This window comes from Serratia sp. CY37869 (assembly GCF_052168895.1).
Taxonomy (GTDB): Bacteria; Pseudomonadota; Gammaproteobacteria; order Enterobacterales; family Enterobacteriaceae; genus Serratia; species Serratia ureilytica.
Genome location: NZ_JBJNLU010000005.1, coordinates 21,164 through 37,879, shown reverse-complemented (window position 1 = coordinate 37,879; position 16,716 = coordinate 21,164). Strand labels below are relative to the sequence as shown.

The 16,716-nt window shown below is 61.4% G+C and carries 16 protein-coding genes; 13 read left to right on the top strand and 3 right to left on the bottom strand.

The features are described 5' to 3' along the window. Nucleotides 1-3: 3 nt before the first annotated feature. The 8 genes from livF (at nt 4) to ACJ8J1_RS21655 (ending at nt 8,082) form a co-directional block, all read left to right on the top strand. The gene (livF, locus tag ACJ8J1_RS21690) at nt 4-705 is read left to right on the top strand and encodes a high-affinity branched-chain amino acid ABC transporter ATP-binding protein LivF (RefSeq protein WP_015376292.1); all 702 of its coding nucleotides are present in this window, start codon (nt 4-6) and stop codon (nt 703-705) included. Nucleotides 706-749: 44 nt separating this feature from the next. Further along, nucleotides 750-1,937 (top strand): aminotransferase-like domain-containing protein, encoded by a 1,188-nt coding sequence (locus ACJ8J1_RS21685; RefSeq protein WP_442520425.1) that lies wholly within the window; start codon nt 750-752, stop codon nt 1,935-1,937. 187 nt (nt 1,938-2,124) lie between these two features. Continuing rightward, nucleotides 2,125-3,444 carry a sn-glycerol-3-phosphate ABC transporter substrate-binding protein UgpB gene (gene ugpB, locus ACJ8J1_RS21680; RefSeq protein WP_033644983.1) on the top strand — a complete coding sequence of 440 codons (1,320 nt, stop codon included), beginning with the start codon at nt 2,125-2,127 and terminating at the stop codon, nt 3,442-3,444. Between the two features lie 78 nt (nt 3,445-3,522). Beyond that, a complete protein-coding gene (gene ugpA / locus ACJ8J1_RS21675; protein ID WP_015376293.1) occupies nt 3,523-4,410 on the top strand; it encodes a sn-glycerol-3-phosphate ABC transporter permease UgpA in 888 nt (295 codons plus the stop codon). Continuing rightward, a complete protein-coding gene (gene ugpE / locus ACJ8J1_RS21670) occupies nt 4,407-5,252 on the top strand; it encodes a sn-glycerol-3-phosphate ABC transporter permease UgpE (protein WP_033638989.1) in 846 nt (281 codons plus the stop codon). Before ugpA ends, ugpE begins: the two co-directional genes overlap by 4 nt. 5 nt (nt 5,253-5,257) lie before the next feature. Beyond that, nucleotides 5,258-6,328 carry a sn-glycerol-3-phosphate import ATP-binding protein UgpC gene (locus tag ACJ8J1_RS21665; RefSeq protein WP_442520424.1) on the top strand — a complete coding sequence of 357 codons (1,071 nt, stop codon included), beginning with the start codon at nt 5,258-5,260 and terminating at the stop codon, nt 6,326-6,328. Continuing rightward, nucleotides 6,328-7,065 carry a glycerophosphodiester phosphodiesterase gene (gene ugpQ, locus ACJ8J1_RS21660; protein WP_047573114.1) on the top strand — a complete coding sequence of 246 codons (738 nt, stop codon included), beginning with the start codon at nt 6,328-6,330 and terminating at the stop codon, nt 7,063-7,065. The genes ACJ8J1_RS21665 and ugpQ overlap by 1 nt, the downstream gene beginning before the upstream one ends. A gap of 60 nt (nt 7,066-7,125) precedes the next feature. Next, the gene (locus ACJ8J1_RS21655) at nt 7,126-8,082 is read left to right on the top strand and encodes an AEC family transporter (RefSeq protein ID WP_046688061.1); all 957 of its coding nucleotides are present in this window, start codon (nt 7,126-7,128) and stop codon (nt 8,080-8,082) included. Here ACJ8J1_RS21655 and ACJ8J1_RS21650 read toward each other — a convergent pair. Beyond that, on the bottom strand, nt 8,063-8,392 hold the full coding sequence (locus ACJ8J1_RS21650; RefSeq protein ID WP_033652650.1) for a hypothetical protein: 330 nt from the start codon (nt 8,390-8,392) through the stop codon (nt 8,063-8,065). The genes ACJ8J1_RS21655 and ACJ8J1_RS21650 overlap by 20 nt on opposite strands. Nucleotides 8,393-8,543: 151 nt before the next feature. Between ACJ8J1_RS21650 and ACJ8J1_RS21645 the strand changes: the two genes are divergently transcribed. Next, nucleotides 8,544-9,404, top strand: a complete 861-nt coding sequence (locus ACJ8J1_RS21645) for a carboxylate/amino acid/amine transporter (RefSeq protein ID WP_033652651.1) — start codon at nt 8,544-8,546, stop codon at nt 9,402-9,404. Between the two features lie 15 nt (nt 9,405-9,419). Here ACJ8J1_RS21645 and metR read toward each other — a convergent pair whose 3' ends face one another. Continuing rightward, complete coding sequence (gene metR / locus ACJ8J1_RS21640) at nt 9,420-10,364, bottom strand: HTH-type transcriptional regulator MetR (protein ID WP_046688062.1); 945 nt, start codon at nt 10,362-10,364, stop codon at nt 9,420-9,422. Nucleotides 10,365-10,454: 90 nt separating this feature from the next. On the opposite strand from metR, the gene metE reads away from it, so the two are divergent. Further along, a complete protein-coding gene (metE, locus tag ACJ8J1_RS21635; protein ID WP_080273426.1) occupies nt 10,455-12,743 on the top strand; it encodes a 5-methyltetrahydropteroyltriglutamate--homocysteine S-methyltransferase in 2,289 nt (762 codons plus the stop codon). A gap of 84 nt (nt 12,744-12,827) precedes the next feature. Here the strand turns inward: metE and ACJ8J1_RS21630 are convergent, their stop codons facing one another. Then, nucleotides 12,828-13,655 carry a dienelactone hydrolase family protein gene (locus ACJ8J1_RS21630; RefSeq protein ID WP_033644976.1) on the bottom strand — a complete coding sequence of 276 codons (828 nt, stop codon included), beginning with the start codon at nt 13,653-13,655 and terminating at the stop codon, nt 12,828-12,830. A gap of 487 nt (nt 13,656-14,142) precedes the next feature. Between ACJ8J1_RS21630 and udp the strand changes: the two genes are divergently transcribed. The 3 genes from udp (at nt 14,143) to ACJ8J1_RS21615 (ending at nt 16,591) form a co-directional block, all read left to right on the top strand. Then, nucleotides 14,143-14,904, top strand: coding sequence for a uridine phosphorylase (gene udp, locus ACJ8J1_RS21625; protein WP_004934432.1), 762 nt, complete (start codon nt 14,143-14,145; stop codon nt 14,902-14,904). 294 nt (nt 14,905-15,198) lie between these two features. Continuing rightward, complete coding sequence (locus tag ACJ8J1_RS21620; RefSeq protein ID WP_033644975.1) at nt 15,199-15,981, top strand: tyrosine-protein phosphatase; 783 nt, start codon at nt 15,199-15,201, stop codon at nt 15,979-15,981. A gap of 79 nt (nt 15,982-16,060) precedes the next feature. After that, complete coding sequence (locus ACJ8J1_RS21615; RefSeq protein WP_004934438.1) at nt 16,061-16,591, top strand: DedA family protein; 531 nt, start codon at nt 16,061-16,063, stop codon at nt 16,589-16,591. Nucleotides 16,592-16,716 lie beyond the last annotated feature (125 nt).

The following is a 16,716-nucleotide window of genomic DNA, read 5'->3' as shown; positions in this document are numbered from 1 at the left end:
AATATGTTGTCATTCAATCAGGTATCCGCCCATTACGGCAAAATCCAGGCGCTGCATCAGGTCAGTCTCACGATTAGTCAGGGCGAAATCGTGACGTTAATCGGCGCCAACGGCGCCGGTAAAACCACGCTGCTCGGCACCCTGTGCGGCGAACCGCGCGCCAGCGAAGGCAGCATCGTCTTCCAGGGGCAGGACATCACCCAGTGGCAAACCTCGCGCATCATGCGCGAAGCGGTGGCGATCGTGCCGGAAGGGCGGCGCGTCTTCTCGCGCATGACGGTGGAAGAAAATCTGGCGATGGGCGGCTTCTTCGCCGATCGTCACCAATATCAGCAGCGCATCGAACGGGTGTTCACGCTGTTCCCGCGCCTGCTGGAGCGCCGAAGCCAGCGTGCCGGCACCATGTCCGGCGGCGAACAGCAGATGTTGGCCATCGGCCGCGCGCTGATGAGCCAGCCGAAGCTGCTGCTGCTCGACGAACCTTCGCTTGGGCTGGCGCCCATCATCATCCAGCAGATTTTCGACATCATTCAGCAGCTGCGGGAAGAGGGCATGACCATCTTCCTGGTGGAGCAAAACGCCAATCAGGCGCTGAAATTGGCGGACCGCGGTTATGTGCTGGAAAACGGCCGCGTGGTGTTGGAAGATACGGGGGCTGCATTGTTAGCCAACGAAGCAGTGAGGTCGGCGTATCTGGGCGGTTAATCCGCCCCCCTACGAATTAAAATAATCAGGTACGAGAAGAAGAAATGAAGACAGAAGGGTTACTCGCGCAGCGCATCGTTAACGTAAAAAGTTCGGCCATCCGTGAATTGCTTAAGCACAGCAAGATGGAACACGTCATTTCGCTGGCGGGCGGCATCCCCTCTGATGCGCTGTTCGATTTCGAAGGATTGAGCATCGCCACCCAGCAGGCGATCACCGAACAGCCGAAAAGCGCATTCCAGTATGGCCTGACCGAGGGCAGCCCGCTGCTGCGTGAGCGCATTTGCGCGCTGTGCGCCGAGCGCGGCGTCACCGCGCGCGCAGAAGAGGTGATGGTCACCGCCGGCTCTCAGCAGGCCCTGGATTTGGTGATGCGCGCCATCGTCAACCCGGGCGACGTGTTCGTGGTGGAGCGCCCGACCTACCTGGCGGCGCTGCAAACGCTGGAACTGGCGGAGGCCAACATCATATCGGTCTCGTCCGACAGCGACGGCATGGTGGTGGAAGAGCTGGCCGAGCTGCTGAAAACCCAGCGCATCAAGGGCGTGTACGTGGTGCCGAACTTCGGCAACCCCAGCGGCATCACCCTCAGCGCCGCGCGCCGCGAACTGCTGGTGAAGCTGGCCGCCGAACATAACTTCCTGATCATCGAAGACGATCCGTACGGCGAGCTGCGTTTCACCGAAGAGCGCCACCCGACGCTGCATCAGGTGTCGCAGCAGGTGCTGGGCAACACCGACCACATCATCTATACCTCGACCTTTTCCAAGATCCTGGCGCCGGGCCTGCGTTTGGGCTGGGCGATCCTGCCGCCGTTCCTGCTGCATAAAGTGGCGATCATCAAACAGGCGGCGGATCTGCACGCCAGCGCCCTGTCGCAGAGCATCGTCGAATGCTACCTTGGCCTGGATCGCCTGCCGGCGCAGATCGACAAGATCCGCGCCGCCTATAAACACAAGGGCGAGATCCTGGCCGGTTTGGTGGAGCAGGAGCTGGGCGACTACATCACCTTCGATAAACCGAAGGGCGGCATGTTCCTGTGGGCGCGTTTCCGCCAGCCGTTCAACGCCACCGAATGGCTGAACACCACGCTGCAGCAGGGCGTGGTGTTCGTGCCGGGGGAATACTTCTTCTCCGACAACCCGGATCGTTCGACCTTCCGCCTGTCGTTCGCCACCGCCACCGAGCAGCAGATGCAAGAAGCGGTCGCGCGCCTGCGCCGTTCGCTGTAATCCTCGCGGCGGCGGAGCCCATGCCCGCCGCCGACATCAAACCGCCATCTTCACTTCACCTTGCCGTCATGTGGCTGTCATCTAACGGTTATTTTTCTGTCATCCGCGCATGGCATGTTAGCTTCCGAACAAAAAACTGATTCTTTTCGCTCACGCGCTTTTACACCAGCTTTTTCAGGAGTTAGGCATGCTCACCTACGCTATTCGCAAAACCACGCTGTGCGTCGCATTGACCCTGGCGGTCAGCGCACAGGCGCTGGCGGCGACAGAAATCCCGTTCTGGCATTCGATGGAAGGCGAACTGGGTAAAGAAGTGGACTCTCTGGCGGATCGCTTCAACCAGTCGCACAGCGACGTCAAGATTGTGCCGGTTTATAAAGGCAACTACGAACAGAGCCTGGCGGCGGGCATCGCCGCTTACCGCTCCGGCAAGGCGCCGGCGATCCTGCAGGTTTACGAGGTGGGCACCGCCACCATGATGGCCAGCAAAGCCATCAAACCGGTCTATGAAGTGTTTAAAGAGGCCGGCATCAACTTCGACGAGTCGGTGTTCGTGCCGACGGTGGCCGGCTATTACACCGACAACAAGAGCGGCCATCTGCTGTCGCAGCCGTTCAACAGCTCCACGCCGGTGCTGTACTACAACAAAGACGCCTTCAAAAAGGCCGGCCTGAACCCGGAACAACCGCCGAAAACCTGGCAGGAACTGGCGGCGGATACCGCCAAACTGCGCGAAGCCGGCATGAAGTGCGGTTACGCCAGCGGCTGGCAGGGCTGGATCCAACTGGAGAACTTCAGCGCCTGGCACGGCGTGCCGTTCGCCAGTGAAAACAACGGCTTTGGCGGCACCAGCGCCAAGCTGGAGTTCAACCAACCGCTGCAGGTCAAACATATTGCGCTGCTCGAAGCGATGAACAAGAAGGGCGACTTCACCTATTTCGGCCGCAAAGACGAATCCACCGAGAAGTTCTATAACGGCGACTGCGCCATCACCACCGCCTCATCCGGTTCGTTGGCGGACATCAAGCACTACGCCAAATTCAACTACGGCGTCGGCATGATGCCGTACGACGCCGACGCGAAAAATGCGCCGCAAAACGCCATCATCGGCGGGGCCAGCCTGTGGGTGATGAACGGCAAAGACGCCGCCACCTACAAGGGCGTGGCCGAATTCCTGCAGTACCTGGCGCAGCCGGAAATCGCCGCCGAATGGCACCAGAAGACCGGCTATCTGCCGATCACCACCGCGGCTTACGATCTGACCAAGCAGCAGGGCTTCTACGACAAGAACCCGGGTGCCGACGTCGCCACTCGCCAGATGCTGAACAAGCCGCCGTTGCCGTTCACCAAGGGCCTGCGCCTGGGCAACATGCCGCAGATCCGCAGCGTGGTGGATGAGGAGCTGGAAGGCGTGTGGACCGGCAAGAAAACGCCTCAGCAGGCGTTGGACGCCGCCGTGCAGCGCGGTGACGTGCTGCTGCGCCGCTTCGAAGCTTCGACCAAGTAACCCCGCGTCGCGGGCCCGGTAGACCGGGCTCGCGTCTTCACGCCGATCCTTCCGTACCCGATTAATGGTTTAACTGCTATGTCATCTTCCCGTCCCGGTTTCGGCTGCAGCTGGTTGCCCTATGCGCTGGTGCTGCCGCAGCTGCTGATTACCGCCGTCTTCTTTTTATGGCCCGCCGGCGAAGCGCTGTGGTATTCGGTGCAGAGCCTCGATCCGTTCGGCCTGTCCAGCCAGTTTGTCGGGCTGGATAACTTTAAACAGCTGTTCCAGGATCCTTACTACCTCGACTCGTTCTACACCACGCTGATCTTCAGCTTCCTGGTGGCCGGCATCGGGCTGGCGGTTTCGCTGTTCTTCGCTGCGCTGGTGGACTACGTGCTGCGCGGCAGCCGCCTCTATCGCACGCTGATGATCCTGCCCTACGCGGTGGCGCCGGCGGTGGCGGCGGTGCTGTGGATCTTTCTGTTCAACCCCGGTCTGGGGTTGATCACCCATTTCCTCAACGGTCTGGGCTATAACTGGAACCATGCGCAAAACAGCGGCCAGGCGATGTTCCTGGTGGTGCTGGCCTCGGTATGGCAGCAGATAAGCTATAACTTCCTGTTTTTCCTCGCGGCGCTGCAGTCGATCCCGCGTTCGCTGGTGGAAGCGGCGGCCATCGACGGCGCCGGCCCGGTGCGGCGTTTCTTCCATCTGGTGCTGCCGCTGATCGCGCCGGTGAGCTTCTTCCTGCTGGTGGTCAATCTGGTGTACGCCTTCTTCGATACTTTCCCGGTGATCGACGCCGCCACCGGCGGCGGGCCGGTGCAGTCCACCACCACGTTGATCTACAAGATCTACCGCGAAGGCTTCGCAGGGTTGGATCTCTCCAGTTCCGCCGCGCAGTCGGTGATCCTGATGCTGCTGGTGATCGGCCTGACGGTGATCCAGTTCCGCTTCGTTGAACGTAAGGTGCGCTACCAATGATTGAGAATCGACGCGGGCTGGATGTCTTCAGCCATGTGATGCTGATTATCGGCGTGCTGGTGGTGCTGTTCCCGCTGTACGTGGCCTTTGTCGCCGCCACGCTGGACGACAAACAGGTGTTTCAGGTGCCGATGACGCTGGTGCCCGGCGGTCACCTGTGGGAGAACATCCGCAATATCTGGCAGGGCGGCGTGGGCAACCTCAAGGTGCCGTTCTCGCTGCTGCTGCTCAACAGCGTGATCATGGCGCTGGCGATCACCTGCGGCAAGATCGCGGTGTCAGTGCTGTCGGCTTACGCCATCGTGTATTTCCGTTTCCCGCTGCGCAGCCTGTTTTTTTGGCTGATTTTCCTCACCCTGATGCTGCCGGTGGAAGTGCGCATTTTCCCGACGGTGGAGGTGATCTCCAACCTCAACCTGCTGGACAGCTATACCGGCCTGACGCTGCCGCTGATGGCCTCGGCCACCGCCACCTTCCTGCTGCGCCAGTTCTTCATGACGTTGCCGGATGAGCTGCTGGAGGCGGCGCGCATCGACGGCGCCGGGCCGATGCGTTTCTTTTGGGACATCGTGTTGCCGCTGTCGAAAACCAATCTGGCGGCGCTGTTCGTCATCACCTTTATCTACGGCTGGAACCAATACCTGTGGCCGATCCTGATCACCAGCGACGCTTCGATGGGCACCGCGGTGGCGGGCATCAAGAGCATGATCTCCACTTCCGGCGCGCCGACCCAGTGGAACCAGGTGATGGCGGCGATGATTCTGACTTTATTGCCACCGCTGGCGGTGGTGCTTCTGATGCAGCGCTGGTTTGTGCGCGGTCTGGTTGATAGCGAGAAATAACGACGATGGCAGGATTAAAACTACAGGCGGTCACCAAGTCTTACGACGGTAAAACGCCGGTGATCAAACAGATCGACCTCGACGTGGCGGACGGTGAATTCATCGTGATGGTCGGCCCGTCCGGCTGCGGCAAATCCACGCTGCTGCGGATGGTGGCCGGGCTGGAGCGCACCACCAGCGGCGATATCTATATCGATACCCGGCGCGTGACCGATCTGGAGCCCAAGGATCGCGGCATCGCGATGGTGTTCCAGAACTACGCGCTCTATCCGCACATGAGCGTGTACGACAACATGGCTTACGGCCTCAAGATCCGCGGTTTCGGCAAGGAGCATATCCGCCAGCGAGTGGAGGAAGCGGCGCGCATCCTGGAGCTGGAGCCGCTGCTCAAGCGCAAACCGCGCGAACTTTCCGGCGGCCAGCGCCAGCGCGTGGCGATGGGGCGCGCCATCGTGCGCGAACCGGCGGTGTTCCTGTTCGATGAACCGCTGTCCAATCTGGACGCCAAGCTGCGGGTGCAGATGCGCCTGGAGCTGCAACAGCTGCACCGCCGTCTGAAAACCACCAGCCTGTACGTGACTCACGACCAAGTGGAGGCGATGACGCTGGCGCAGCGGGTGATCGTGATGAATAAGGGCGTGGCGGAGCAGATCGGCACCCCGAGCGAGGTGTATCAGCGGCCGGCTTCGCTGTTCGTCGCCGGCTTTATCGGCTCGCCGGCGATGAACCTGTTGCCCGGCACCCTGAGCGCCGACGGCGGCCAGCTGCTGCTGGCGGACGGCATGACGCTGCCGTTGCCGGCGGCCAAGCCGCAGTGGGCGGGGCGGTCGTTGACGCTGGGCGTTCGGCCGGAGCATATTCAGCTGGTGGCGCAAGGCCAGGGCGTGCCGCTGCAGCTGCAGACGCTGGAACTGCTGGGGGCCGACAATCTGGCGCACGGCCAGTGGGGCGGGCACGGGGTGATCGCGCGGCTGTCGCATGAAACCTTGCCGACGGCGGGCAGTACGCTATATTTGCAGCTGCCTGCTCAGGCGCTGCACTTCTTTGACACCCACAGCGGATTACGGATGGATTGATGACGAGACCCTGGCCTTACCCTCATATTGTCGCCCACCGCGGCGGCGGTTCTCTGGCGCCGGAAAACACCCTGGCGGCGATCAACGTCGGCGCGCGCCACGGCCACAAGATGATCGAGTTCGACGCCAAGCTGGCGCAGGACGGGCAAATTTTCCTGCTGCACGACGACACGCTGGATCGCACCAGCAACGGTTGGGGCGTGGCGGGCGAGCTGCCGTGGGACAAACTGGTGCAGCTGGACGCCGGCAACTGGTACAGTTCGGCCTTCAAGGGCGAGCGGCTGCCGCTGCTGTCGGAGGTGGCGGAACGCTGCCGGGAACACGGCCTGATGGCCAATATCGAGATCAAACCGACCACCGGCAGCGACGATGAAACCGGGCGGGTGGTGGCGCTGGCGGCGCGGTTGCTGTGGCAAGGGCAGACCGACCCGCTGCTCTCCTCCTTCTCGGTCGAAGCGCTGGCGGCGGCGCAACGCACCGTGCCGGACTTGCCGCGCGGCCTGCTGCTGGAGGCCTGGGACGACAACTGGCGCGAGCTGACGGAGCGTCTGGATTGCGTCTCGCTGCATATCGATCACAAAGCGCTGACCGCTGAGCGGGTGAAAGCGTTGAAAGACGCCGGTCTACGCATTCTGGTGTATACCGTCAACCAACCGGATCGCGCGCGTCTGCTGCTCGACTGGGGCGTTGACTGCATTTGCACCGACCGGATAGATTTGATTGGCCCGGATTTTTAATCCGGCGCCGATGAATCCCGCGACGACAAGCCTTGCCGCCGCACCACCGGAAGGAATGCGATGCCTGGCTTTATCCTGTCACTGTGGCACCAGATCGTGCTGTCTTTACCGCTGTTCGTCCTGATCGCGTTGGGTTATGGGCTGATTCGCTGGGGGAAATGGCCTTCCAGTATCACTGATGGCCTGACGCGCTTCGTGTTTTCCCTCGCCTTGCCCGCCATGCTGTTTCGCATGATGTGCGACTTCTCGCAGCGCCCGGCGGTCGACGCCCGGCTGCTGATCGCGTTCTTCGGCAGTTGCCTGCTGGTGTTCGTGCTCGGCCGCCTGGTCGCCCGGCACCTCTTCCGGCTGGATGGGGTCGCTGGTTCGGTGTTTGCGCTGGGCGGTATTTTCTCCAATAACGTGATGCTCGGTTTACCGATCGCCAGCGTGATGCTGGGGCAGGCGGCGATCCCGTCGGTAGCGCTGGTGCTGGTGTTCAACGGCCTGATCCTGTGGACGCTGGTGACGGTGTCGATCGAATGGGCGCGCAACGGCTCGCCGACGCTGAGCGGCTTTGCCAAAACCGCCCGCAGCGTGCTGACCAACCCGTTGATCGTCGGCATCCTGTCCGGCACCCTGTTCAGCCTGACCGGCCTGCCGCTGCCGGCCTTCGTCGATCGGCCGGTCAGCATGCTCGGCCAGGTGGCGGCACCGCTGTCGCTGGTGGTGCTCGGCATGGGCCTGGCGGAGTATCGCATCAGCGAAGGCTGGCAGCTGAGCAGCGCCATCTGCGTGCTGAAGTTGCTGGTGCAGCCGTTGGTGATTTGGCTGCTGGCCTGGATGATGGATCTGCCGCCGATGGAGACCCGCGTGGTGGTGCTGTTGGGCTCAATGGCGGTGGGGGTGAACGTCTACCTGATGTCGCGCCAGTTCAATACGCTCACCGGCCCGGCCGCCACCAGCTTGGTGATGTCCACCGTGCTGGCGGCGATCACCACGCCGCTGATCCTCACCGTTATGGGCGTGCGGGCGTAGCCGGCATCGGCGCCTGCGGCACCGCCGGCGCGGTGCGATTGAACGGATCGCGCGGCTGGTTGCCGTTAGGCAGCAGTTGCCCGCCGTTCGGCGCGGTTTGCAACAGCTGTTGCCGTTGATTGTCGAACTGTCGCTGCTGCTGGAGGCGGCGTTGATCCATCTGCCGGTTGTTCAACAAGCGCTGTTGTTGCGCCTGCTGGCTGTTTTGGTTGAGTAACTGCTGCTGTGAGCGCAGGTCGGTTACGCCGTTGGCCGCCGCCGCCAACCCAGGCAGCAACAGCAGAGCGAACAGAATGTGAGAAGTTTTCATGATGGTTACCTCGCCTTTTTATTAAGCCTAACTCAGCGGTGAAATTTTGCTGGTAGTTTGTATTTTGTTCAGATGTAAACCGCCTTTCATCCCCTTATGCGTCCATCTTCCGTTACAATCGCGGTTTATGAATTGTTAGGATGAACCCATCGTGCTGCTTTTGGTTATCACCACCATTCTGTGGGCGTTCTCTTTCAGCCTGATCGGCGAATATTTGGCGGGCCATGTCGACAGCTGGTTCTCGGTGCTGATGCGCATCGGGCTGGCGGCGCTGGTGTTCCTGCCGTTCCTGCGCTGGCGCAACATCAAACTCAAGGTGATCCTGCTGTATATGCTGGTGGGTGCCTTCCAGCTGGGCATCATGTACCTCATCAGCTTCCGCGCTTATCTCTATCTGACGGTGCCGGAGTTCCTGTTGTTCACCGTGCTGACGCCATTGTACATCACGCTGATCTACGACTTGCTGAGCGGCCGTCGCCTGCGCTGGGGCTACGCCTTCAGCGCGCTGCTGGCGGTGCTGGGCGCGGCGATCATTCGCTATCACCAACTGAGCGAACATTTTTGGTGGGGGCTGTTGCTGGTGCAGGCGGCGAACATCAGCTTCGCCATCGGCATGGTCGGCTATAAGCGCCTGATGGAAGTGCACCCCTTGCCGCAACATACCGCCTTTTCCTGGTTCTACCTGGGGGCGGCGGCAGTGGCGGTGGTGGCCTGGTTCCTGTGGGGCAACCCGCAGCAGCTGCCAACCACCAATCTGCAGTGGGGCGTGCTGATCTGGCTGGGCGTGGTAGCGTCTGGGCTGGGCTATTTCATGTGGAACTACGGCGCGACGCAGGTGGATGCCGGCACGCTCGGCATCATGAACAACATGCATGTGCCGGCCGGCTTGTTGGTCAACCTGGCCATTTGGCAGCAGCAGCCGCACTGGCCGAGCTTTATCCTCGGTGGGGCGGTGATCGTCGCTTCGCTGTGGGTGCACCGCCGCTGGGTGGCGCCGAAACAGCTCGGCTAAACGAGGGCCGGCAGTTTACACGCCGGCCGCCAACGCTTTGGCGCCGGTCGCGCCGGGGCGTGCGGCGTCGCGCACGAACGGCAGATGATCGCAGGCGTGCTGGCGGGCCGAGCGGATAAAGGCTTCGGTCACCGCCTGGCGCTGTTCGCCGTCGCGCACGGCGGCGTACAGGCGGCTCCACAGGCCGTCACCCAGGGTTTTGGTCACCACCAGCCCCTGCCGTTCGAAACTCTCCACCACCCAATGCGGCAGCGCCGCAATCCCCATCCGCGCCGATACCATCTGGATCAGCAGTAGCGTGTTATCGACGTTCTTCAATGCCGGGTTGACGCCCGCCGGCTGCAGGAAATGCCGCCAGATATCCAACCGCTGGCGCTGCACCGGGTAAATCAACAGCGTTTCATCGCTCAAGTCTTCCGGCTCGATGTGCGGCTTGCCGGCCAGCGGATGATCCGGCGCCAGCACCAGACGCACCTCGAAATCGAACATCGGCGAATAGTGCAGGCCGCTGCGCGGCAGAATATCCGACGTCATCACCAGATCCAGTTCGCCCTGTTGCAGGGCCGGCTGCGGATCGAAAGTCACGCCGGAAGTGAAGTCCATCATCACCTGCGGGAAACGCTGGCGGAAGTTGTCCAGCGCCGGCGTCAGCCACTGAATGCAGCTGTGGCATTCGATGGCGATGCGCAGCGTGGTTTGATGCGGCTCGTGGCAGGCCTGCAACGCCTGCTGGATCTGCGGCAGCACCTGTTCCGCCAGCTGCAGCAGGATCTCGCCCTGGGCGGTGAAGCGCAGGGGCTGGCTCTTGCGCACGAACAGCTTGAAGCCCAGACGTTGTTCAAGATCGCTGAACTGGTGCGACAGGGCAGACTGCGTCTGATGAAGTTGGGCCGCCGCCCCCGCCAACGAACCGCTGTTGCGCAGAGCCTGCAGCGTCCGTAAATGTTTCAGTTCGATCATGAGAGTCCTTCACATTGACAGTGAATAAATTGCGCTTGTGGTTAATACAGTACCTGCTGATTATGGATGTGTAAACATCTGGACGGCTAAATGGGGAATATGACGATGGCAATTTTGAATCACACACTGGGTTTTCCTCGCGTTGGGCTACGACGTGAGCTGAAAAAAGCTCAGGAAAGCTACTGGGCCGGCAACTCAACGCAGGAAGAGCTGTTGGCGGTTGGCCGCGAGCTGCGCGCTCGTCATTGGCAGCAGCAACGGCAGGCCGGGGTGGATTTGGTGCCGGTCGGCGATTTCGCCTGGTACGATCATGTGTTGACCACCAGCCTGCTGCTGGGCAACGTGCCGGCGCGCCATCAGAATGCGGATGGCTCTATTGATCTGGACACGCTGTTCCGCATCGGCCGTGGCCGCGCACCGACCGGCGAGCCGGCGGCCGCGGCGGAAATGACCAAATGGTTCAATACCAACTACCACTACATGGTGCCCGAATTCCAGCAAGGCCAGCAGTTCAAGCTGGGCTGGACCCAACTGCTGGACGAAGTGGACGAAGCGCTGGCGCTGGGGCATCACATCAAGCCGGTGTTGCTTGGCCCAGTGACTTATCTGTGGTTGGGTAAAGTGAAGGGCGAGCCGTTCGACCGCCTGTCGCTGCTGAAAGAGATCCTGCCGGTTTACCAGCAGGTGCTGGCGGAGCTGGCGAAGCGCGGCGTCGAGTGGGTGCAAATCGACGAACCTGCGCTGGTGCTGGAGCTGCCGCAAGCCTGGCTGGACGCCTTCAAACCGGCGTATGACGCGTTGCAGGGGCAGGTTAAGTTGCTGTTGACCACGTATTTCGACAGCGTCGGCCACAACCTCGACACCATTCGCACGCTGCCGGTGCAGGGGCTGCACGTCGATCTGGTCGCCGGCCATGACGATATCGCCGCGCTGAGCGCCGCATTGCCGCAAGACTGGCTGCTGTCGCTGGGCGTGATCAACGGCCGCAACGTTTGGCGCGCCGATCTGAGCCGCTGGTTCGAACGTCTGCAGCCGCTGGTGGGGCAGCGCCCGCTGTGGATCGGCACCTCCTGTTCACTGCTGCACAGCCCGATCGATCTGAGCGTGGAAAGCCGTCTGGACGAAGAAGTGAAAAGCTGGTTCGCCTTCGCCCTGCAAAAATGCGCCGAGCTGGCGCTGTTGAGCTCGGCGCTGAACGCGCCTGACGCGACGAAACAGGCCGAGCTGGACGCCTACAGCGCGCCGATCCGCGCCCGTCGCCAGTCGAACCGCGTGCATAACCCACAGGTTGAGTGCCGTCTGGCCGCGATCACCGCGCAGGACTGCGAACGCCGCAGCGCGTACGCCGAGCGCGCCAGGGCGCAGCGCGAGCGTTTCAAGCTGCCGGCCTGGCCAACGACGACCATCGGTTCGTTCCCACAGACCACCGAAATCCGCGGCCTGCGTCTGGACTTCAAACAGGGCCGTTTGGACGGCAGCAACTACCGCACCAGCATCGGTGAGCACATCAAACAGGCGATCGTCGAGCAGGAGCGCCTCGGGCTGGACGTACTGGTGCACGGTGAAGCCGAGCGCAACGACATGGTGGAATATTTCGGTGAGAACCTCGACGGCTTCGTGTTTACCCAGAATGGTTGGGTGCAGAGCTACGGTTCCCGCTGCGTGAAGCCGCCGGTGATCATCGGTGACGTCAGCCGCCCGGAAGCCATTACCGTCGAATGGGCCAAATTCGCCCAGTCGTTGACCGACAAGCCGGTGAAAGGCATGTTGACCGGGCCGGTGACCATCCTGTGCTGGTCGTTCCCGCGTGAAGACGTGACCCGCGAAGTGATCGCCAAGCAGATTGCGCTGGCGCTGCGCGACGAGGTGGAAGATTTGGAAAAAGCCGGCATCGGCATCATTCAGATCGACGAACCTGCGCTGCGCGAGGGGCTGCCGCTGCGACAATCCGACTGGGCCGCCTACCTGAACTGGGCGGTGGACGCCTTCAAATTGAACGCCGCCGTGGCGCAGGATGACACCCAGATCCACACCCACATGTGTTACTGCGAGTTCAACGACATCATGGACTCCATCGCCGCGCTGGACGCCGACGTGATCACCATCGAGACCTCGCGTTCCGATATGGATCTGCTGGAAGCCTTCAAAGAGTTCGAATACCCGAACGAAATCGGGCCGGGCGTCTACGATATCCACTCGCCGAACGTGCCGAGCGTGGAATGGATCGAAGCGCTGCTGCGTAAAGCGGCGCAGAACATCCCGGCGGAACGCCTGTGGGTCAACCCCGATTGCGGCCTGAAAACTCGCGGTTGGCCTGAAACCCGGCAGTCGCTGGCCAACATGGTATTGGCGGCGCAGCGCCTGCGCGAGCACGCGTGATGCCGTGCGGCGGGTAAACCGCCGCAGATAGATTTACTGGTGTGATGATTGGGCGCTTCGGCGCCCTTTTTTATGCGAGGGGGATTACTTGACGCCGTGCTGGGCGAACCACGCCAGCATGCGCTGCCAGCCGTCTTCCGCCGCTTCGGCGTTGTAGCTGGGGCGATAGTCGGCGTTGAATGCGTGCCCGACGCCAGGATACACCACGATTTCGGCATCGGCGTTGGCGGCGCGGATCGCCTGACGCATGTTTTCCACCGTATCCAGCGGAATGCCGCTGTCCTGCCCGCCATACAGCCCCAGCACTGGCGTTGACAAGTGCGTGGCGATATCGACCGGATGCTTCGGCGAATTCAGCGTTTTTTCACCCACCAGTTTGCCGTACCAGGCGACGGCCGCTTTTAACTGCGGGTTGTGCGCCGCGTACAGCCAGGTAATGCGGCCGCCCCAGCAAAAACCGGTGATCGCCAGCTTGCCGGCGTCGCCGCCGTGGCGGATAGCCCAGTGCGCGGCGTGATCCAGATCCGACAGCACCTGACGATCCGGCACCTTGGTCACCAGCTGCTGGAACAGCTCGCCGATATCGGTGTAGTCGTTGGCGTCGCCCTGGCGGAAATAGAGCTCGGGAGCAATCGCCAGATAGCCCTGTTTGGCCAGACGGCGGCACAGATCCTGAATATGTTCATGGACGCCGAAGATTTCCTGCACCACCAGCACGATGGGGAAGGGGCCGTTGTGGTCGGCGGGTTTGGCGACGTAGGCCGGCAGCGCGTCTCCCTGGGAAGGAATAGTCGTTTGCCCGGCGTGAATGCCCTGTTCATCGGTGATAATCGCGGAGGCGGCTACCGGCGCGGCGGCCGGGGCGAATCCTCCCTGAGCCTGTTCTAATGTCATCACATGTTCGGTTTTCATTGCGGTCTCCGTGCAATAGAAAAAAGCGCTGAGATTAACTATAGGAAAGATTACCCATTATTGGCGCCGCGTGGCGCACTTTCGGACAAGTCGATAAAAAACGGCTAATTATCTGGCTTTACGGCATTTTTAAGCGCTTTTTATCATGTTATTACGCGTTTTGGCCCGCGTAAGTGCCATAAGGTGCGTTAGAGGGCTTTTTTGTCCCTAAGCAACCGATAAGATGGGGGTATTTCGAATTGATGAGCTAAATAGTTTCAGCCGGCAATCAACGGGCAGGGAGCGGCAAGGTTTGTCGGCTAGACTGAGGTTTAGCGGTGCGTTCTGGATGCCTTATAGTGCTTTTTTGTGATAAAAATCACAAAAAATATGTAGCATGTAATTTGTTTCTCTTTTCATAGTGACTATCGTCACGAAATTAAGCGGCGATTTTCAGTAGAGTGCTTTTTTGTTCCTCCCAATAAACATGATCCATGAGGAGTCTCGTATGTCTCAGTCTGATGTTTTTCATCTCGGCCTCACCAAGAACGATTTACAAGGGGCCCAGCTTGCCATCGTGCCGGGCGATCCGCAGCGCGTAGAGAAAATTGCCAAGCTGATGGAAAATCCGGTGCATCTGGCCTCCCATCGTGAATTCACCACCTGGCGCGCAGAGCTGGATGGCAAGGCGGTGATCGTCTGCTCCACCGGCATCGGCGGCCCGTCTACCTCTATCGCGGTGGAAGAGCTGGCGCAGCTGGGCATCCGCACCTTCCTGCGTATCGGCACCACCGGCGCCATTCAGGCGAACATCAACGTCGGCGACGTACTGGTGACTACGGCAGCGGTACGCCTCGACGGCGCCAGCCTGCACTTTGCGCCGATGGAGTTCCCGGCGGTCGCGGACTTCGCCTGCACCACCGCGCTGGTGGAAGCGGCCAAAGCCAGCGGCGCCACCACCCACATTGGCGTGACGGCTTCTTCCGATACCTTCTATCCGGGCCAGGAACGTTACGATACCTACTCTGGCCGCGTGGTCAGCCGTTTCAAAGGCTCGATGGAAGAATGGCAGGCGATGGGCGTGATGAACTATGAAATGGAATCCGCCACGCTGCTGACCATGTGCGCCAGCCAGGGCCTGCGCGCCGGCATGGTGGCCGGGGTGATCGTTAACCGCACCCAGCAAGAGATCCCGAACGCCGAGACCATGAAAAACACCGAAAGCAAAGCGGTGCAGATCGTGGTGGACGCCGCCCGCCGTCTGCTGTAATCACCTTCCCTCAACGGGCCGCCGACGCGGTCCGTTGAGATTGATGACAAACCTCATGCCATTGCCCGGTTTGCAGAAAGCAGCGGATAACAAACAGGGAAAATCAATTCATTGATTTTCGGCTGATGACCACAAAGGAGGAAAAACCGCGTTTTTTCCTCCTTTGTCAACGGACTGAACGGGCCGCCGACGCGGTCCGTTTTTCCATTCGCGGCTAATCTGTTACGGTGATACTCCTCAGCGCTGCGCCGATGGCTGCCGCGCGTTGTCAGAACAAAAACAACGAGGACGTTTATGACCGCCCAGATCCTGCTTCATCCTTCGCTTGCGCCGCTCGACGGCGGCATTAACTTCCGTGACTTCGGCGGCAACGGCGTGGCCGACGGGCGCCGCATCAAACGCGGCCTGCTGTTCCGCTCCGGTTCTCTCGAGCGGCTGACGGAAAACGACTGCACTTTCCTCGCTGGGGTGCCGGTGCGTTCGGTGCTGGACTACCGCGATGCCGACGAAGTGCAGGCCAAACCGGATATTCTGTGGAATGGCGCCGACTATCACCACGTGCCGGCCAACCCGCTGAGCAGCGAAGTCAACGCCAACCTGGAAAAGCTCACCAACGAAACGCTGGCCGCTTTCGACGCCCGGGCGTTCATGCTGGAGCTGTATCGCCGCCTGCCGTTCGGCAATGCGGCCTATCAGCGGTTGGCGCAGCTGTTGAGCAACCCCGGCGGCGGCGCAATCGTGCAACACTGCGCGGTCGGCAAGGATCGCACCGGGGTCGGTTCGGCGCTGGTGCTGTTCGCGCTGGGGGCCGACGAAGCGACGGTGCTGGAAGACTATCTGCTGACCGAAACCACGCTGGCCGCTTTCCGCGAGCAGATGCTGGATCAGCTGTCTATCAAGTTGAATGCGGCGGCGCTGGAGCAATTCGCCTACGTGCTCAGCGCGCGCGAGGAGTTCCTGATGACGGCGCTGGGCTGCATCCGCCAACAATACGGCTCCACCGACCGCTGGCTGGAAGCGGAATACGGCCTGGGCGCGGCCCAGCGCGAAGTGCTGCGGGCGTTCTACCTCGAGTAAATTGCCGCGTGTTTAGCCGGGGTTTAACTCGCCCCGGCTTATCCTAGGCGGCGAACCATCGCGTATCAGGAGCCCTGCATTGAGCCTCAATGACGTTATTAACTGGGTCAGCGACGTCGTGCGTCAGCACGAAGGCTGGGCCATTCCCATCATCTTCTTCCTGGCGTTCGGCGAGTCGCTGGCGTTTTTGTCGCTGCTGCTGCCGGCCACGGTGATCCTGCTGGCGCTGGGCGCGCTGATCGGCGAAAGCGGCATCGCCTTTTGGCCGATTTGGGCCGCCGCCGCCGCCGGGGCGTTTTTCGGCGACTGGCTCTCGTACTGGATCGGCTACCACTATCAGGATCGGGTGGCCCATATGTGGCCGCTGTCGCGCAATCCGCAGCTGCTGGCGCGCGGCCACGCCTTCTTTGAGCGCTGGGGCGTGCTGGGCATTTTCATTGGCCGCTTCTTCGGCCCGCTGCGCGCCGTGGTGCCGCTGGTGGGGGGCATTTGCGGCATGCCGCAGCGCTACTTCCAGTTGGCCAACGTCACGTCGGCGATGATCTGGGCGTTCGGCATTCTGGCGCCGGGGGCGTTCGGCATCAAGTGGCTCAGCCAGTGGCTGGGCTGATTTCTCGCTAAATTGCGCAGCGCCGCGCAATATTGTGCGCGGCGGGCAAAATCAGGCTGGACATCCATACAGCCTCCCCTTAACGTGACGGGCAATGGGCGTGCGAAACGCCGGAACGGCAAGGT